Origin of the sequence: Streptomyces sp. RG80, assembly GCF_040446465.1 — a bacterium.
GTDB lineage: Bacteria > Actinomycetota > Actinomycetes > Streptomycetales > Streptomycetaceae > Streptomyces.
Window position 1 is genome coordinate 729,752 of sequence record NZ_JBEAAJ010000001.1, and the last position, 17,515, is coordinate 747,266.

Sequence of the window (17,515 nt, forward strand, 5' to 3'; positions counted from 1 at the left end):
GGGGCCCTGCTTCTCGTACGACCTGAGGGACCGCTGAGGAGCGCGCGGATGAGTGCCGCAGACACGACCACTGCCAAAGTGCCGCCGACGCGGCAGTCGCCACCGCCGGCGCCGGCCGTGGCGAAGAAGCCATCCAGAGGCCGGGGTTCGGGCGCCGGGACGCCCTGGCTGCTGCTCGCCCCCTGCCTGCTGATCCTGGCGCTCGTCCTCGGCTATCCGCTGGTCCGCCTGGTCACGCTGTCCTTCCAGAAGTTCGGGCAGTCCCAGCTGTGGGGCTTCCAGCCGGCCGAGTCGGTCGGGTTCGACAACTTCACCAAGGTGCTGGGCGACAGCGAGTTCTGGGCGGTCGTCGTCCGCACGATCGTCTTCGCGGCCGGCTGCGTCATCTTCACGATGGTCGCCGGCATGCTGATCGCGCTGCTGCTCCAGCGGGTCTCCGGCTGGGTGAAGACCCTCGTCAACATCGCGCTGGTGGCCAGCTGGGGCATGCCGATCATCGTCGCCACGACCGTCTTCAAGTGGCTGTTCGACGCGGACTACGGCATCCTCAACGCGCTGCTCAGCAAGCTCCCCGGGGTCGAGATGGTCGGCCACAACTGGTTCGCCAGCGGACCGCAGGGCCTGGCCGTGATCATGCTCCTGGTGGTCTGGGGAGCCGTCCCCTTCGTCGTCATCACCCTCAGCGCCGGACTCACCCAGGTCCCGGCCGAGCTGGAGGAGGCGGCCCGCCTCGACGGCGCGGGCGCCTGGGGCGTCTTCCGGTTCGTCACCCTCCCCATCCTCAAGCCGATCATCGTGATGCTCACGACCCTGTCGGTCATCTGGGACATGGGCGTCTTCCCGCAGGTCTTCGTGATGCGCAACGGGCATCCCGAGGCCGAGTTCCAGCTCCTCACCACGTACTCCTACGACCGTGCCTTCGTGGTCAACGACTACGCCCAGGGCTCGGCGATCGCCCTGCTCACCGTGCTGCTCCTGCTCGGCGTGGTCGCGGTCTACATGCGCCAGATGCTGAAGATCGGGGAAGTCGAATGAGTGCCATGAGTACGGCGACCGCGCAGGGGCGGGGCAGGTCCAAGCTCGGCTGGAACCTCCTCGGACTCCTGGTGTTCGTCACCGCCGGCTTCCCCGTCTACTGGATGCTCAACACGGCGTTCAAGCCGGCCAAGGACGCCATCGACCCGGACCCGAGCCTGCTGCCCACCGGCATCACGTTCTCGAACTTCGACCGGGCGCTGAACATCGCCGACTTCTGGGGCCCGGTCGGCCGCAGCCTGATCGTGTCCCTCTCGGTGGTGGCGATCGGCGTCGTCATCGGTCTGCTGGCCGCGCTCGCCATCTCCCGGTTCGCCTTCCGCGGCCGGAAGATCGTGATCGTCGGCATCCTGGCGGTCCAGATGGTCCCGCTGGTCGCGATGATCATCCCGGTCTTCCTGCTCCTCAACGACCTTGGCCAGTACGACAAGCTGTCCGGCCTGGTCCTCACCTACCTGACCTTCATCCTCCCCTTCACGGTGTGGACGCTGCGCGGCTTCATCGTCAACATCCCGAAGGAGCTGGAGGAGGCGGCGATGGTGGACGGCTGCTCCCGCACCACCGCCTTCATCCGCGTGGTCTTCCCCCTCCTCGCCCCCGGCATGGTCGCCACCTCGGTCTACGGCTTCATCCAGGCCTGGAACGAGTACCTCTACGCCCTCATGCTGCTCAGCCAGGAGAACCAGACCGCGACCGTGTGGCTGGGCAACTTCACCACCAAGCACGGCACCGAATACGCCCCGATGATGGCCGGCTCCACCCTGATGGCCGTGCCGATCGTCGTCCTGTTCCTGCTCGTCCAGCGCAAGATGGCCGCGGGCCTGACCGCGGGCGCGGTGAAGGGATAACGCCACCCGATGACGACTTTCACCAGCGGCAGCACCGACACGCTGACCCGTGACGCCCTGACCGTCCTCCAGCCCGGCTTCACCGGCACCACCGCCCCCGACTGGCTGCTGCGCCGCCTGGGGGAGGGGCTCGCCTCGGTCGGCCTGTTCGGCCGCAACATCGCCACCCCGGACCAACTGGCCGCCCTCACGGCCCAGTTGCGCGCCGAACGCGACGACGTCCTGGTCGCCATCGACGAGGAGGGCGGTGACGTGACCCGACTGGAGGTGCGCACCGGCTCCTCCTTCCCGGGCAACCACGCGCTGGGCGCGGTGGACGACGTGGACCTCACGCGCGAGGTCGCCTCCGAACTGGGCCGCCGCCTCGCCGCCTGCGGGGTCAACCTCAACTGGGCCCCGTCCGCCGACGTGAACTCCAACCCCTCGAACCCCGTGATCGGCGTCCGCTCCTTCGGCGCCTCCGCGGACCTGGTCGCCCGGCACACCGCGGCCTACGTCACCGGCCTCCAGTCGGCCGGGGTCGCCGCCTGCACCAAGCACTTCCCGGGCCACGGCGACACGGCCGTCGACTCCCACCACGCCCTGCCCCGCATCGACGCGGACGCCGCGGTCCTCCTGGAACGCGAACTGTCCCCGTTCCGCGCCGCGATCGCCGCCGGCACCCGCGCGGTGATGAGCGCCCACATCCTGGTCCCGGCCCTGGACCCCGACCGCCCGGCGACGTTGTCCCACAAGGTGCTGACCGACCTCCTGCGCGGCGAACTCGGCTACGAAGGCCTGATCGTCACCGACGGCATGGAGATGCAGGCCATCGCCGGCACCTACGGCATCGAGCGCGGCAGCGTCCTCGCGATCGCCGCCGGCGCCGACGCGATCTGCGTGGGCGGCGGCCTCGCCGACGACGAGACGGTACGACGCCTGCGCGACGCGCTGGTCTCGGCGGTCCGCTCGGGCGAACTCCCCGAGGAGCGCCTCGCGGACGCGGCGGACCGCGTACGCTCCCTGGCCCGCTGGACGGCGGCCGCGGCGGTGGCCGACCCGGAGGCGGCGGCGGACCCGGAGGTGGGCCTGCGAGCGGCCCGCCGGGCGGTGCGGCTGACAGGGGCCGGCGACTTCACCCCGCTCACCGAGGCGCCCTATGTCGCCGCCCTCACCCCGGTCGCCAACTTCGCGGTGGGCGACGAGACCCCGTGGGGCGTGGCCGCGGAACTGTCCCGCCTCCTGCCCGGCACGGAGACCGGCAGCTTCGTCGAGGAGGGCGCCGGCATGGCCGCCCTCGCCGCGGCGGGCCCCCGCCGTATCGTCGCCGTGGTCCGCGACGAGCACCGGCACCCCTGGATGACGGCGGCCCTGGACAGCGTCCTGCGCAGCCGTCCCGACACGATCGTGGTCGAGATGGGCGTCCCCCAGGCCCCACCGCGCGGCACCCTGCACATCGCGACGCACGGCGCGGCGAGGGTCTGCGGCCGGGCGGCGGCGGAGGTCATCGCGGGGGAGTAGCGGATACGACACGACAGGCGCCGGTCCCCTCCGGGGGAACCGGCGCCTGTCGCGTACCGCGCTCTCAGATCCCCTGCCACTCCGGCTTGTTGGCGAAGGTGTGCCGGAAGTATTCCGCCAGCTTCAGCTTCGAGGCGGCTCCCTCGTCGACGACGACCGTCGCATGCGGATGCAACTGCAACGCCGACGCGGGACACACCGCGGCCACCGGCCCCTCCACGGTCGCCGCCACCGCGTCCGCCTTGCCCTCACCCGTGGCGAGCAGCACCAGGTGCCGGGCCTCCAGGATCGTCCCGATCCCCTGGGTGATGACGTGATGCGGCACCTGGGCGATGTCCCCGTCGAAGAACCGCGCGTTGTCCACCCGGGTCTGCTCGGTCAGCGTCTTGATCCGCGTCCGCGAGGCCAGCGAGGAACACGGCTCGTTGAACCCGATGTGCCCGTCGGTCCCGATCCCCAGCAACTGGAGGTCCACGCCCCCGGCCTCCGCCAGCGCCGCGTCGTACGCCTCGCAGGCCCCCTGCACGTCCTCGGCCGTACCGTCCGGCCCCATGAACGCGTCCATCCCTATGCCCAGCGGCTCCAGCACCTCGCGCCGCAGCACCGACCGGTACGACTCCGGATGCTCGGCCGGCAGCCCCACATACTCGTCGAGCTGCGCGATCCGGGCCCGCGAGGCGTCCACCGCACCGGCCCGCACCTGCGCCGTCAGCGCCTGGTAGATCGGCAGCGGCGTCGAGCCGGTGGCCACACCGAGCAGCGCGTCCGGCTTGCGCCGCAGCAGCCGTGCCATGGCCTCGGCGATGAGCTCGCCGCCCGACTTGGCGTCCGGAACGATGACAACTTCCACGCTGGGCCTGCCGATCTGAAAGGGCTGTGTGCGCTAAGTGGACTGTGTGGTTTAGACCAATTTAACAGAACGGGCCTGCCCTGCCCAGGTCAGGCGGCCCGTCCCGGGCGGCCCGTACGGGACGGCCAGGACCGGGTGTGGAGGAGGTGCCGAGGAGCGGGGCCGCACCCCGCGCAGGCGCCCCCGCGCCCGGGGGAGTGGAATAGAGGCAGCCGACCAGCCCACCGGCGTACGACACGACGCACGGCCCACCCGGGAGGACCCCGCATGACCGCCACGACATCGGCCCCGCAGAGTGAACTCCCCGGCCGGATCATGGCCCGCGAGATGGCCGAGCAGCCGGCCGTACTGCGCCGGATCCTGGAGGAGGGCGCCCCCGGCATCCGGCAGGTCGCGCAGGAGATCGCCGCCCGCAAGCCCCGGTTCGTCCTGCTTGCCGCCCGCGGCACCTCCGACAGCGCCGCGCTCTACGCCAAGTACCTGCTGGAGATCCGCCTCGGCCTGCCCTGCGGTCTGACCTCGATGTCGACCACCACCGCCTACGGCGCCCGCCCCGACCTCACCGACGTCCTGGTGATCACCGTGAGCCAGTCCGGCGGCTCCCCGGACCTCGTCGCCTCGACCAGGGCCGCCCGCGAGGCCGGCGCGATCACCCTCGCCGTGACCAACAACCCCGACTCACCGCTGGCCGCCGTCTCCGAGTACCACGTCGACATCATGGCCGGACCGGAGAAGGCCCTCCCCGCGACCAAGACCTACACCGCCTCGCTCCTGGCGCTCTACCTCTTCGTCGAGGGCCTGCGCGGCGGCGACGGCGCCCCCGCCAAGTCGCTGCCGGATCTCGCCGAGCGACTCCTCGCCCGGCAGGACGAGGTCCGCGCCCTCGCCGCCCGCTACCGCTTCGCCGAGCGCATGGTGATCACCTCGCGCGGCTACGGCTATCCCACCGCCAAGGAGGCCGCCCTCAAGCTGATGGAGACCAGCTACATCCCCGCCCTCTCCTACTCCGGCGCGGACCTGCTGCACGGCCCCCTCGCCATGGTCGACAACGTGTCCCCGGTCATCGCGGTCGTCACCGACGGCAAGGGCGGCCAGGCCCTCCAGCCCGTCCTCGACCGACTGCGCGGCCGGGGCGCCGACCTGGTCGTCATCGGCCCCGCCGACCAGGTAGAGCAGGCCTCGGCCGGTTTCGTCCTGCCCACCCGGGGCCTCGCCGAGGAACTCCAGCCCGTCCTGGAGATCATCCCGCTGCAGCTCCTCGCCTACGAGGTCACGATCGCCCGCGGCCAGGACCCGGACGCCCCACGCGCCCTGGCGAAGGTCACGGAGACCCGCTGAGGCGGGCGAGCCGACAGGAACCGGTGGCGCTCGCGGAAATTGCCATGGCCAACTGGCCCCGCACATGAACCCACACGGGTTAGGCTGCGTGGTGGATGCTAGGGCGTCCGATCAGTTCTCCAGCGGGGGTCGAGGCACTTCGGACACCCTCGGAGAACTGACAACAACAAACAGCCTCGAACGCATGGACACACAGAGTGGTCTAGTCCACAATGCGTTAAGAGAACTGAAAACACAAACTTCCGTCTTCCCCGCACAGGAAGGCGGACCGAGGAACCGGTGCTCTCTGCCCTGACTGCTCCGGCTCCTCATCCTTCGGCCGACCGGGACCGCACACCCCGCGGCCGATATTGCTCCGGGCTGCGGTGCCGAGAGGGCTGAGGGTCCCTCTCAGGCGCCGCGGCCCGCGGGTGTTTTTAGGCCACTCACATACCGCCAGGTACGCTCGCACACGTGCCCTCCATGAACGAACTGGTCCGCCAGCACACCGCCCTCGACGACTCCGACCTCGAGTGGCTCCATCTGCTGGTGTCCGAGTGGCAGCTGCTCTCCGACCTCTCCTTCGCCGACCTCGTCCTGTGGGTACCCACCCGGGACGGCGCGCGCTATGTCTCCGTGGCCCAGATGCGGCCCAACACCGGCCCCACCTCCTACCAGGACGACATGGTCGGCCACCTCGTCCCGCGCGGCCGCCGTCCCCTCCTGGACGCCGCCCTGGACGAGGGCCGGATCGTGCGCGAGGGCGACCCCGAGTGGCGCGAAGAGGTCCCCGTACGGGTCGAGTCGATCCCCGTACGACGGGACGGGCGCGTCCTCGGAGTCATCGCGCGCAACACCAACCTGCTCACCGTGCGCACCCCCAGCCGCCTCGAACTGACCTATCTCCAGAGCGCGTCGGACCTCGCGCAGATGATCGCGGCCGGCTCCTTCCCGTTCGCGAACCAGCAGATCGACCTGGACGCCGCTCCGCGCGTCGGCGACGGCCTGATCCGGCTCGACGCCGACGGTGTCGTCCAGTACGCCTCCCCGAACGCGCTCTCCGCGTACCACCGCCTCGGCCTCGCCTCCGACCTCGTCGGCCACCACCTCGGCAAGACCACGGCCGAACTCGCCCCGACCCACGGCCCGGTGGACGAGGCGCTGGCCAAGGTCGCCAGCGGCTGGGCCCCGCGCGAGTTCGAGATCGAGTCCGGCGACGGGGTCATCCAGTTCAGGGCGATTCCGCTCAAGCCCAAGGGCACCCGTATCGGTTCGCTGGTCCTGCTCCGGGACGTCACCGAACTGCGGCGCCGTGAGCGCGAGTTGATCACCAAGGACGCCACCATCCGGGAGATCCACCACCGGGTGAAGAACAACCTCCAGACCGTCGCCGCCCTGCTGCGCCTCCAGGCCCGCCGGATCGAGTCCGACCGCGGCCGTGAGGCTCTGGAGGAGGCGGTGCGCCGGGTCGGATCGATCGCGATCGTGCACGAGACGCTGTCTCAGAACCTGGACGAACGCGTGGAGTTCGACGAGATCGCCGACCGCGTGCTGGCGATGGTCGCCGAGATCTCGCCCGGCAAGGTGACCGGCCGGCGCACCGGCCGTTTCGGCATCCTCGACGCCGAGGTCGCCACCCCGCTCTCGATGGTGCTGACCGAGATCCTCCAGAACGCCCTGGAACACGGCTTTCGTGAGGGCGAAACCGGCACGGTCGAGGTCTCGGCCGTCCGTGGCGGTACGACGAAGGAGGCCCGGCTGCTCGTCACCGTCCAGGACGACGGGGTCGGCCTGCCCGAGGGCTTCGACCCGCACACCGCGGGCAACCTCGGTCTCCAGATCGTACGGACGCTGGTGGAGGGCGAGTTGGGCGGAACGTTCGACATGGTTCCGGCACCGGAGGGCGGCACCCGGGTGATCCTGGACGTCCCGGTGCGTGCGAACAAGTAGGTCTGAAACGCGCTGTGTTCAGTAATCGGGCACAGCAAGAAGCCCCGGACCTGAAGTGGTCCGGGGCTCGAATGCTCGTTGCCAGCTTGTGCTGCGCATCGGGGGTACTGCGCGCTGCGGCTCGGGGGCGGGAGATGCGTACTCGCTGTACGCGCCGCCAAGCTCAGGCGGGGTGGGTGTGTCAGGCAGAAGCCTGACGGGCCCGGTTGCGGGCGGCACGGCGCTTCATCGCGCGACGCTCGTCCTCGCTGAGACCACCCCAGACGCCGGAGTCCTGGCCGGACTCGAGCGCCCACTGCAGGCACTGCTCCATGACGGGGCAGCGGCGGCAGACGGCCTTGGCTTCCTCGATCTGCAGCAGCGCAGGACCGGTGTTGCCGATGGGGAAGAAGAGCTCGGGGTCTTCCTCGCGGCAAACGGCGTTGTGACGCCAGTCCATGGCTGCTACCTCTCCTTGGTATTACGTGCAAGTTGCTTGTGAATGTGAACGCTTTCACGAATCCCTCAACAAGTGAAGGGCCGACCGACAGGTTTCCCTGGCGTGGTCCTGGTTTTGAAGAGGGGTTCCGGTGATCTGTGGAGCCGGTGTTGCGGGCTGTCCCGATCGCCACGTAGAGACTCGCAAACCTCAGCGGCGGATACAACCCCTTCTGGAAAGTTTTTTTTGATTCCTCGGTGTCGACTAGGTCACAGCCGTACTTCCATGGGGTGGACCCTGGCCTAAACGTTCGAGTGAAAGGACTTCAGCCCTTTCTGCTCACACAATCACACGCAGTGCCCGGCGTACGCCTGTGAACGTCACGCTGGTGCGCAGTCCGAGGTGGTCGCCGTCCATCTGAAGGGGCAGGGGCACCTTCGAATGCAAGGTGAACTGGTCCAGGTCGTGCAGGGAGACCGCGTGCTTGCCGTGCGGGCCGCGTTCGGGGGACGAAGTGAGCAACTGGGTGCCATACCGGGCGACAGCGGTCGTCGTCATTCGGCTGAGACCGAGTACGTCGAGGCCTTTATCGAACGAGGCCTTAGGTGACGCGTACATCGGGTGATTGCCCAGGAACGTCCACGGAGAGGTGTTCGACACTATGGACAGCACGAGATCCGTCACCGGATCGGCGCCTTGCTGTTCCAGCGTGATCGTGCCGTGGCGGCGGTGCGCCTCGCCGAAGAACTGGCGCAGGGCCTGGCGGACGTAGAGCGCGTGGGTGGATTTCCTGCCCCGCTCGCGCTGCTGCTCGACCCGGCCGACGACACCGGCGTCGAAACCGAGGCCGGCGTTGAAGGTGAACCAGCGGGAGGGGACGGCCTCGTCCTCGGTGCCGGGGGTGCCGGAGGTCAGGCCCAGACCGACGGTCCGCTCGCGGCCCTCGCGCAGGGCGTCCAGCAGGACGCCGGTCGCCTCGACGGCGTCGTTGGGCAGGCCCAGGGCGCGGGCGAAGACGTTGGTGGACCCGCCGGGGACCACGGCGAGGCCGGGGAGTCCCTCCGGGTCGGGCCCGGCGTGCAGCAGGCCGTTCACGACCTCGTTGACCGTGCCGTCGCCGCCGAGGGCGACCACCAGGTCGACGTCCCGGCTCTCCGCCGCCTGCCGGCCCAGGTCGCGCGCATGGCCGCGGTACTCGGTGGTGACCGCCTCGAGCTTCATCTCGCTCGCGAGCGCGTGGATCAGCACATCGCGCGTACGTGCGCTTGTGGTGGTAGCTGCCGGATTGACCACGAGAAGTGCACGCATGAGTTGCAGCGTACCTACTGGGTGGTACTCGGCACAGGCCGAGGTAGGGATCAAGTAAGAGATCCCACGTGAACCTCACCACGAAGCGCCCCCTCAACCGCCCGGCGCACCCGGATCCGCCGGTGCCTCCGCCGGGAGCCACGGGACTGCCAGGAAAGGGGTCCGGGACCGTCGTAGACGCGCTTGAACCCGGCGGCCGGGTCGGTGGGGTCCTGGATACCCTTCTGGGGTGACCAGTGAGCAGACGCCCGCATCCGAGGAGACCGCCGGTCCGCGTCCGCGGCGGCTGACCTACGCCGCCGTACTGGCCGGACTGGAGGGGCTCGCGCTGGTCGTCGGGGGCGTCTGGATGCTCGTGGAGGGGTTCACGGGCGATGCGGACCACCGGCAGACCGCCGTCACCGGCGGCATCACGGTCATCGTCCTCGCCCTGCTGCCGCTGCTCGCCGCCCGCGGGCTGCTCGCCCGCCGCAGCTGGAGCCGCGGTCCCGCGGTCATCACACAGATCCTGGCGCTGCCGGTGGCCTACAACCTGCTCCAGGCCGACAGCGTGGCCATCCCGGTGGGCATCGTGCTCGCGGTCGTCGCGGTCACCGCGCTCGTGCTGCTGGTCAACGGCGAGACGACCCGGGCCCTCGGAATCCGCGGACCCGGCAACGCCGGCGGCGCCGAGAAGTAGCCCCGGCTCCGCCACCACGTCTCGACCGGCGCCTACGACCGCGCGACTACTCCTCCACCAGGAGTTTCTCCCGCAGCTGTGCCAGCGTCCGCGCCAGCAGCCGGGACACGTGCATCTGGGAGATGCCGACCTCCTGCGCGATCTGCGACTGCGTCATGTTGCCGAAGAAACGCAGCAGCAGGATCCGCTTCTCGCGCGGCGGCAGGTCCTCCAGGAGCGGCTTGAGGGACTCGCGGTACTCGACGCCCTCCAGCGCCTCGTCCTCCGCGCCCAGCGTGTCCGCCACCGCCGGCGACTCGTCGTCGGTGTCGGGGACGTCCAGGGAGAGGGTGGAGTACGCGTTGGCGGACTCCAGGCCCTCCAGGACCTCCTCCTCCGAGATGCCCAGCTTCTCGGCCAGCTCGTGGACCGTGGGGGAGCGGCCGTGCAGCTGCGAGAGCTCCGCCGTCGCCGTGGTGAGCGCGAGGCGCAGTTCCTGGAGCCTGCGCGGGACGCGGACCGCCCAGCCCTTGTCCCGGAAGTGCCGCTTGATCTCGCCGACCACCGTCGGGGTCGCGTACGTCGAGAACTCGACGCCCCGCTCCGGATCGAAACGGTCGACCGACTTGATCAGGCCGATGGTGGCGACCTGGGTCAGGTCGTCCAGCGGCTCACCGCGGTTGCGGAAGCGGCGCGCGAGGTGCTCGACGAGCGGCAGGTGCATACGGACCAGGCGGTTGCGCAGGTCCGCGTACTCCGTGCTGCCGTCGTCCAGCTTGCGCAGCTCGACGAACATCGCGCGCGCTCCGCTGCGGTCCTGAGGGTTGTGCTGAGCGGCCTGCCCGCTCTGCGCGCCCTGCTGATCGTCTCGCTCGTGCTCGCTCATCGTCCCGCCCGTCGCCCTTCCCCGAGCCCTCGTCTCTGCTCGGACAGGGGAGACCCCGATCCGTCCGTCCAGAGACACGCTCCGCACGGCACCTTCCTGATCCCGCTGCCCGTCGTCCAGGAAGCCGGCCTCCGGCGAGTCGTCCTCCGGATGCGGCCGGGCCTGTTCGGGGATGCCGTCGACTCCGTCCCCCATGCGTCGGGACCCGCCTGTGCCCTCGGCCGGCAGCTCCCGTGTGCCGCGCTCTTCGTCACGCACCGGCCCGTCCCCTGTCCTCACGCCGGACCGGGTCCGGCGCCGCGCTGTTTGTAGAGGCTGATCGAAACGGTTTTGTCGTCGTCCACGGCGGAAGAGACCTTGCCCGCGAGTGCGGACAGGACGGTCCAGGCGAAGGTGTCACGCGCGGGGGCGTGACCGTCCGTGGTCGGCGCCGAGACGGTGACCTCGAGTGAGTCGTCGACGAGTCGGAAGACACAGCTGAGCACCGAGCCCGGCACGGCCTGCTGAAGCAGGATCGCGCAGGCCTCGTCCACCGCGATGCGCAGGTCCTCGATCTCGTCGAGGGTGAAGTCCAAACGGGCCGCGAGACCGGCAGTCGCCGTACGCAGCACCGACAGGTAGGCACCCGCGGCCGGCAGCCGGACTTCCACGAAGTCCTGGGTCGCGGGCTCGCCTGCGATCTGGGACACCCTCACCTCCAAGGTGGTACAAGCTTTTCGGGGCCGAGGGTCGCCCCCCGGGGTAACGCGAAGTGTGGTTCAGCGGTGACGCTATCGCGCTCTCAACTTTCCTGTCCCCAGGACCCCAACCCCTCGGCGTCACTCACAGTAAAACTGTGGACACGCTCCGTGTCTAGGGGTCTGCGGCTCCAATTGGGAAGAACGCGCGCCGGGTTGACGTACCCAGACGTCAGACGGTCGAACCGTCCAGAACCGGAGTCGTCGGGAGTCACACGAGTACGTGATCGACGAAGCACCAACGCCAGCTCTCACCGGGTTCGAAGGTGCGCATGATCGGATGACCGGAATCCTTGTGGTGCTCGGTGGCGTGCCTCCCCGGCGAGGAGTCGCAGCAGCCGACGTGACCGCAGGTGAGGCAGAGCCGTAGCTGCACCGGGTGCCGGCCCTCGCGCAGACACTCCGTACAGGTGTCGCTCAAGGGCGCGGGTTCCGGGTGCGGCAGCGCGTCGGCATGCGTGCACTGTTTCATGATTGCCAGATTACGACGGCTGCGCGGAAGCCCGCGCGGAAAAACGAGGGTGGGCGAAGGTCATGGACGTGATGCCACTGCTGTTGCTGGTGGCGGGGAGTGCCGCGGTCGCCGCGGCCGCCCGGCGCACCCCGGTTCCGGCGCCCCTGCTGCTGGTCGCCGTCGGGCTGGTGTGCTCGTACGTCCCGGGCGTCCCGGACTACACCCTGGACCCCGACATCGTGCTGCCGCTGGTGCTGCCTCCGCTGCTGCACTCGGCGGCCACCGACAGCTCCTACCTCGACCTGCGGGCACAACTGCGGCCCGTCGCGCTGCTGTCCGTCGGGTACGTGCTCTTCGCGACCTTCGTCGTCGGCTGGGCCGCCTACCAGATCGTGCCGGGCCTGTCCCTGACCGGGGCGCTCGTGCTGGGCGCGGTGGTGGCGCCGCCGGACGCGGTCGCGGCGACGGCGGTCGCGCGCCGGGTGGGGCTGCCGTCCCGGATCACCACGATCCTCCAGGGCGAGTCCCTGGTGAACGACGCGACCGCGATCACCGCCTACCGGGTCGCCCTCGCGGCCGCGGTCGGCGAGGGCGCGTCCTGGGCGGGCGGCATCGGCGAGTTCCTGCTCGCGGCGGTCGGCGGCGTCGCGGTCGGTCTGATCCTGATGGTCCCGATCCACTGGCTGCGCACCCACCTCAAGGAACCGCTGCTCCAGAACACCCTCTCCCTGCTGATCCCCTTCGTCGCCTACGCCTCCGCCGAGCAGTTCCACGCCTCCGGAGTCCTCGCGGTGGTCGTCGTGGCCCTGTTCCTCGGGCACCGCGCGTGGGAGGTCGACTTCGCCACCCGCCTCCAGGAGGACGCCGTCTGGAAGATGGTCGCCTTCGTCCTGGAGTCGTCGGTCTTCGCCCTCATCGGCCTGCAACTGCGCTTCGTGGTGAAGGGCCTCGGGGAGTACGAGGGCGCCAGCGCCGCCTGGTACGCGGTCGCGGTCTTCCTCGTGGTGGTGGTGTCGAGGTTCGTGTGGGTCTACCCGGCGACGTTCCTGCCCCGCCTGCTGTCCGCCCGCATCCGGGAACGCGAGGACGACCCCACCTGGAAGGGCCCCTTCGTCATCGCCTGGGCCGGGATGCGCGGTGTGGTCTCGCTGGCGATCGCCTTCTCCATCCCCGAGACCCTGCACAACGGCGAGCCCTTCCCCGGCCGTAACCTCATCCTCTTCCTGACCTTCACCACCGTCATCGGCACCCTCGTCGTCCAGGGCGTCACCCTCCCCCCGCTGATCCGCGCGCTGAAGCTCCCCGGCCGCGACGCCCAGGCAGAGACCCTCGCCGAGGCCAACGCCCAGGCGCAGGCCTCCAGGGCCGCCGAACGCCGCCTGGACGAGCTCCTGTCCGACGAACGCAACACCCTCCCGCCCCCGCTCGCCGACCGCCTCCGCACGGTCCTGGAGCGCCGCCGCAACGCCGTCTGGGAGCGTCTCGGCTCGGTGAACCCGGTGACCGGCGAGACCGTCGACGACACCTACAGCCGGCTGTCCCGCGAGATGATCAGCGCCGAACGCGAGGTGTTCGTGAAACTCCGGGACGCGCGGCACATCGACGACGAGATGCTGCGGACCCTGCTGCGCAGGCTGGACCTGGAGGAGGCGGCGGCGTACCGGGAGGCGGCGTGAGGACTTCCGTACTCCCGCGGCGGTCTGACGGGGGATCATAGGCGGGACACGATCGGCACAGGGTGACTCGGGGGGCAGCGTGGCCGACACCTACTTCATCAGTTACGCGGGAGCGGACCGGCTCTGGGCCGAGTGGGTGGCGTGGCATCTCGAGGAGGACGGCCACGAGACGGTCCTCGACGTGTGGGACTGGGACACCGGGGACGACTTCGTCCAGCGCATGGACGAGGGGCTCGGGCGGGCGGACGCGGTGGTCGCCCTGTTCTCCAAGTCGTACTTCGAGCGCGGCCGTTGGACGCAGGAGGAGTGGTCGGCCGTGGTCGCCCGGCGGGAGCGGCTGATACCGCTGGCCGTGGAGCCGCTGACCGGCGCGGACGTACCCGCGATGCTCGACGGGAAGATCCGCAAGAACCTGCACGGGCTGGACGAGAGGGCCGCCGTCGAGGCGCTGCGGGCTGCGGTGAACGGGGCCCGGCGCCCGACCGAACGCCCCGCGTTCCCGGGGAACACCCCTGAGACGCCCCAGGAGCCGGTCGTACCGCACGGTCCGAAGCCCCCGCTGCCCGGCACCGGTGGCACCGGCGAGTCCGGCGTGTGGAACGTGAGCCGCCGCCGCAACCTCGACTTCTCCGGCCGGGAGACCCAGCTCGCCCAACTCCGCGAAGGCCTCCCCACCGACGAACACTCCGTCGTGGCGCTGTACGGGATGGGCGGCATCGGCAAGTCGCAGATCGCCCTGGAGTACGCGTACCGGTTCGCCGACGAGTACGACCTGGTGTGGTGGATCGACGCCGAACAGTCCGACCAGATCCCGGTCCACTACACGGAACTGGCCGACCGCCTGGGTATCGCCGTCAAGGAGGCCGGCGCCGAGCACAACGCCCGTACGCTGCTGACGAAGCTGCGCGAGCGGCGGCGCTGGCTGATCATCCTCGACAACGCCGAGGATCCCGAGTTGATCGGACGCTGGCTGCCCGAGGGCCGCGGACACGTCCTGATCACGTCCCGCAACCCCAACTGGCGCCGGATCGCCCGGCCGGTGGCACTGGACGTGTTCACCCGGGCCGACTCACTGGCGTACTTCAAGAACCGGGTCCCGAGCACGACCGAGGACGAGGCCGACGCGCTGGCGTCCGAACTCGGCGACCTTCCCCTCGCGCTCGCCCAGGCCGCGGACATGATCGAGAAGGGCACGCATGCCGCGCTGTACCTGCGGCTGCTGCGCGACAGCACGCGGATCCTGCGGGAGGGCGAGGACCCGGACTATCCGGTGCCGCTCGCGGCCGCGGTCGGCATCGCCGCGGAGGATCTGGCCGCCGAGCACCCCGACGCGGCGGCCCTCCTCCGGCTCACGGCGTTCCTGGGCCCGGATCCGATCCCCACCGAGTGGCTGGTGGACGCGCGCGCCCGGCTGACCACGATTCCGGCCCACGCGGACGAGCTGACGTGGATGAGGTCCACGCTCGAACCCCTGCGCCGATACAGCCTCGTCCGGATCGACGGCGGGGCTTTTCAGGTGCATCGGCTGACGCAGGCGGTGCTTCGTGACCAGGTGGACGCGGTGCGGACCGCGGCGATCAGCGACGACGTGGCCATGGTCCTGGCCTCCGTCGCGCCCGGAGATCCGCAGGATCCGGCCGACTGGCCCGCATGGGCGAGTCTGACCTCGCACCTGGTCTCACAGCACATCGACGTCACCACTCGGCCCGAGTTGCGCCCGGTGCTCCGCGACGCATTGCGCTTCCTCATCCGCAGTGCCCGGCCGCGGCCCGCCGCCGACCTCGCCGCCGTACTGCGCGACGCCTGGACCGCACAGCTCGGCCCCGATCACCCGGAAGTGCTCACCTGCACGCAGTATCTCGGTCACGCGACGTCGGACCTGGGTGCCATTCAGGACGCCCGGCCGATCATCGAGGACGCGTTCACCCGTCGCCGACGGACACTGGGCGAGGACCACCCCGACACGCTGCACTCCGCCAACGACCTCGCCGCGATCCTCGCCAACCTCGGTGTGAACGAGGAGTCGGTGCGCATGAGCGAGGACACCCTGGAGCGCCGTCGTCGTGTGCTGGGCGACGACCACCCCGACACGCTCCAGTCAGCCAGCAACATGGCCGTCTCTCTCAACGTGCTGGGAGACCGTGCCGCGTCGCGGGCGCTGGAGGAGGACACCCTGACGCGTCGGCGTCGCGTTCTCGGGGACGGGCACCCGGACACGCTTCAGTCGATGCTCAACCTCGGAGACGTCTTCATGCTGCTCGGCGCGGTGGCCGAAGCCTGCCGACTGCACGAGGAGGCCTGGGCGCTGTGCAGGAGCACACTCGGCGACGAGCACTCTCTGACCCTTGAGGCCTCTCAGCACCTGGCCCGCACTTTGCAGGAGATGGGCAGATACGACGAGGCCCGGAGCATGATCGAGGACATTCTGGCCCGGCGCCGCGACGCCAACGGGGACGACCACCCCGACACAATGAGATCCGCGATCGCTCTGGCTGATGTCCTGGACAGACTGGAGGAATACGAAGAGGCCCGGCGGCTCCTCGTGGAAGTCGTCGACTGGCAGCGAAGGGTGTTGGGCCAGGACAACCCTGAGACCCTGGCGTCCATGCACGTTCTCGCTGCCGCCCTGCACGGGTTGCGGGAATACGAAGAGGACCGCCGTCTGCTCGAGGACACGCTCGCCCGGCGCCGCCGTGTCCTCGGTGACGAGCACCGCGACACCCTCAACACGGCTCACAACCTCGGCGTCACCCTGTGCAAGCTCCGCTGCTTCCCGGAAGCCGTGGCGCTGCTCGAGGACACACTTGCCCGGGAGCGCCGCACCCTCGGGGTCGACCACAAGCGCACTCAGGCCACTCTCAGTTCCTTGGCCGCGGCCTACAGGCAGATCGGAATGCACCGCAAAGCCCAGAAACTGACTGCGAAGCAGGGGACCAAACGCCGGTTCGGCAAGAAGTCCCGCTGATCACCCGGCGAACGGTGCCCCGGTGGTCACCGCGACCACCCTGGCCCCCGTCTCGAACGCCCCCTCCTCCACCGACGCGACAAGTCCATACAGCAACTTGGCGACATACAGCCGCTCCACCCCCACCCCGTGCCGTTCCTCGAAGTCCTTCGCGAAGGTGTCGAGTTCGGGGGTCGTGCGGGCGTAGCCGCCGAATTGGAAGCGGTCGTCCAGGGACCAGTCGCCGCGGCGGTCGCCGAAGGCCTCCCGCTGAAGGGCCTCTATGTCGGCCGTCAGGAAGCCGCCCTTGAGCACCGGTATCCCCAACGCCCGCTGCCCGGGCCCCAGTCCCGCGGCCAGTCCCGCGAACGTGCCGCCCGTGCCGCAGGCGACCGCGACGACGTCGGCCCGGCCCCGGAGCTCCTCGCCGAGCGTCACGCACCCGCGGACCGCGAGGGCGTTGCTGCCGCCCTCGGGGACGACGTACGCGTCAGGCGCCCCGGCCGCGCGCCCGATCGCCTCCAGGACCGAGGGGTCGGTCTTGCGGCGGTACGTCGATCTGTCGACGAAGTGGAGGCGCATGCCGTCGGACACACAGCGGGTGAGGGAAGGATTCAGCGGGCGGTCGGAGAGCTCGTCGCCGCGGACCACCCCGACCGTCGGCAGCCCCAGCAACCGCCCCGCGGCGGCGGTGGCGCGCAGATGGTTGGAGTACGCGCCACCGAAGGTGAGGATCGGACGACCGGCCGCCGCCGTGAGGTTCGGCGCCAGTTTGCGCCACTTGTTGCCGATCAGGTCGGGGTGGATCAGGTCGTCGCGTTTCAGCAGCAGACGCACGCCCCGGCGGGTGAAACGGTCGTCCTCGACCTCCTGGAGCGGCGACGGAAGTCGCGGGCGCAGGGCGCTGAGGTCGGGGGAGCCGGGGTTGGACACC

Annotated in this window: 15 protein-coding genes; 8 read left to right on the top strand and 7 right to left on the bottom strand. The window is 70.2% G+C overall.

Annotation, left to right across the window (positions count from 1 at the left end):
* The first annotated feature begins 48 nt into the window (after window positions 1-48).
* Genes ABKA17_RS03365 through ABKA17_RS03375 form a run of 3 tightly spaced genes read left to right on the top strand, consistent with a single transcriptional unit; the run spans window position 49 to window position 3,383 of the window.
* On the top strand, window positions 49-1,035 hold the full coding sequence (locus ABKA17_RS03365) for a carbohydrate ABC transporter permease (protein ID WP_353690288.1): 987 nt from the start codon (window positions 49-51) through the stop codon (window positions 1,033-1,035).
* A gap of 5 nt (window positions 1,036-1,040) precedes the next feature.
* On the top strand, window positions 1,041-1,883 hold the full coding sequence (locus tag ABKA17_RS03370; RefSeq protein WP_502994113.1) for a carbohydrate ABC transporter permease: 843 nt from the start codon (window positions 1,041-1,043) through the stop codon (window positions 1,881-1,883).
* A gap of 9 nt (window positions 1,884-1,892) precedes the next feature.
* Window positions 1,893-3,383 carry a glycoside hydrolase family 3 protein gene (locus tag ABKA17_RS03375; protein WP_353690290.1) on the top strand — a complete coding sequence of 497 codons (1,491 nt, stop codon included), beginning with the start codon at window positions 1,893-1,895 and terminating at the stop codon, window positions 3,381-3,383.
* A 64-nt stretch (window positions 3,384-3,447) separates the two neighbouring features.
* Here the strand turns inward: ABKA17_RS03375 and nagB are convergent, their stop codons facing one another.
* Window positions 3,448-4,233 (bottom strand): glucosamine-6-phosphate deaminase, encoded by a 786-nt coding sequence (nagB, locus tag ABKA17_RS03380; RefSeq protein WP_353690291.1) that lies wholly within the window; start codon window positions 4,231-4,233, stop codon window positions 3,448-3,450.
* 267 nt (window positions 4,234-4,500) lie between these two features.
* Between nagB and ABKA17_RS03385 the strand changes: the two genes are divergently transcribed.
* On the top strand, window positions 4,501-5,571 hold the full coding sequence (locus ABKA17_RS03385; protein ID WP_353690292.1) for an SIS domain-containing protein: 1,071 nt from the start codon (window positions 4,501-4,503) through the stop codon (window positions 5,569-5,571).
* Window positions 5,572-6,033: 462 nt separating this feature from the next.
* The gene (locus tag ABKA17_RS03390; RefSeq protein ID WP_353690763.1) at window positions 6,034-7,500 is read left to right on the top strand and encodes a sensor histidine kinase; all 1,467 of its coding nucleotides are present in this window, start codon (window positions 6,034-6,036) and stop codon (window positions 7,498-7,500) included.
* 181 nt (window positions 7,501-7,681) lie between these two features.
* Here the strand turns inward: ABKA17_RS03390 and ABKA17_RS03395 are convergent, their stop codons facing one another.
* Together ABKA17_RS03395 and ABKA17_RS03400 are read right to left on the bottom strand one after the other, a co-directional pair.
* On the bottom strand, window positions 7,682-7,939 hold the full coding sequence (locus ABKA17_RS03395) for a WhiB family transcriptional regulator (RefSeq protein WP_016639615.1): 258 nt from the start codon (window positions 7,937-7,939) through the stop codon (window positions 7,682-7,684).
* A gap of 318 nt (window positions 7,940-8,257) precedes the next feature.
* Window positions 8,258-9,226 carry a diacylglycerol/lipid kinase family protein gene (locus ABKA17_RS03400; RefSeq protein WP_353690293.1) on the bottom strand — a complete coding sequence of 323 codons (969 nt, stop codon included), beginning with the start codon at window positions 9,224-9,226 and terminating at the stop codon, window positions 8,258-8,260.
* A 229-nt stretch (window positions 9,227-9,455) separates the two neighbouring features.
* Here ABKA17_RS03400 and ABKA17_RS03405 point away from each other — a divergent pair, with 229 nt between their 5' ends.
* Window positions 9,456-9,905, top strand: coding sequence for a hypothetical protein (locus ABKA17_RS03405; protein WP_353690294.1), 450 nt, complete (start codon window positions 9,456-9,458; stop codon window positions 9,903-9,905).
* Between the two features lie 46 nt (window positions 9,906-9,951).
* Here ABKA17_RS03405 and ABKA17_RS03410 read toward each other — a convergent pair whose 3' ends face one another.
* From ABKA17_RS03410 to ABKA17_RS03420, 3 genes are all read right to left on the bottom strand, one after another.
* On the bottom strand, window positions 9,952-11,028 hold the full coding sequence (locus tag ABKA17_RS03410) for an RNA polymerase sigma factor SigF (RefSeq protein ID WP_502994114.1): 1,077 nt from the start codon (window positions 11,026-11,028) through the stop codon (window positions 9,952-9,954).
* 17 nt (window positions 11,029-11,045) lie between these two features.
* A complete protein-coding gene (locus ABKA17_RS03415; protein ID WP_030784224.1) occupies window positions 11,046-11,459 on the bottom strand; it encodes an ATP-binding protein in 414 nt (137 codons plus the stop codon).
* Window positions 11,460-11,718: 259 nt separating this feature from the next.
* Window positions 11,719-11,979, bottom strand: coding sequence for a UBP-type zinc finger domain-containing protein (locus tag ABKA17_RS03420; RefSeq protein WP_353690296.1), 261 nt, complete (start codon window positions 11,977-11,979; stop codon window positions 11,719-11,721).
* A gap of 62 nt (window positions 11,980-12,041) precedes the next feature.
* On the opposite strand from ABKA17_RS03420, the gene ABKA17_RS03425 reads away from it, so the two are divergent.
* Entirely contained in the window at window positions 12,042-13,637 is a 1,596-nt protein-coding gene (locus tag ABKA17_RS03425) for a Na+/H+ antiporter (RefSeq protein ID WP_353690297.1), read from the top strand.
* 79 nt (window positions 13,638-13,716) lie between these two features.
* A complete protein-coding gene (gene fxsT / locus ABKA17_RS03430; protein ID WP_353690298.1) occupies window positions 13,717-16,602 on the top strand; it encodes an FxSxx-COOH system tetratricopeptide repeat protein in 2,886 nt (961 codons plus the stop codon).
* Here fxsT and ABKA17_RS03435 read toward each other — a convergent pair whose 3' ends face one another.
* Window positions 16,603-17,514 carry a 1-aminocyclopropane-1-carboxylate deaminase/D-cysteine desulfhydrase gene (locus ABKA17_RS03435; RefSeq protein WP_353690299.1) on the bottom strand — a complete coding sequence of 304 codons (912 nt, stop codon included), beginning with the start codon at window positions 17,512-17,514 and terminating at the stop codon, window positions 16,603-16,605.
* Window position 17,515 lies beyond the last annotated feature (1 nt).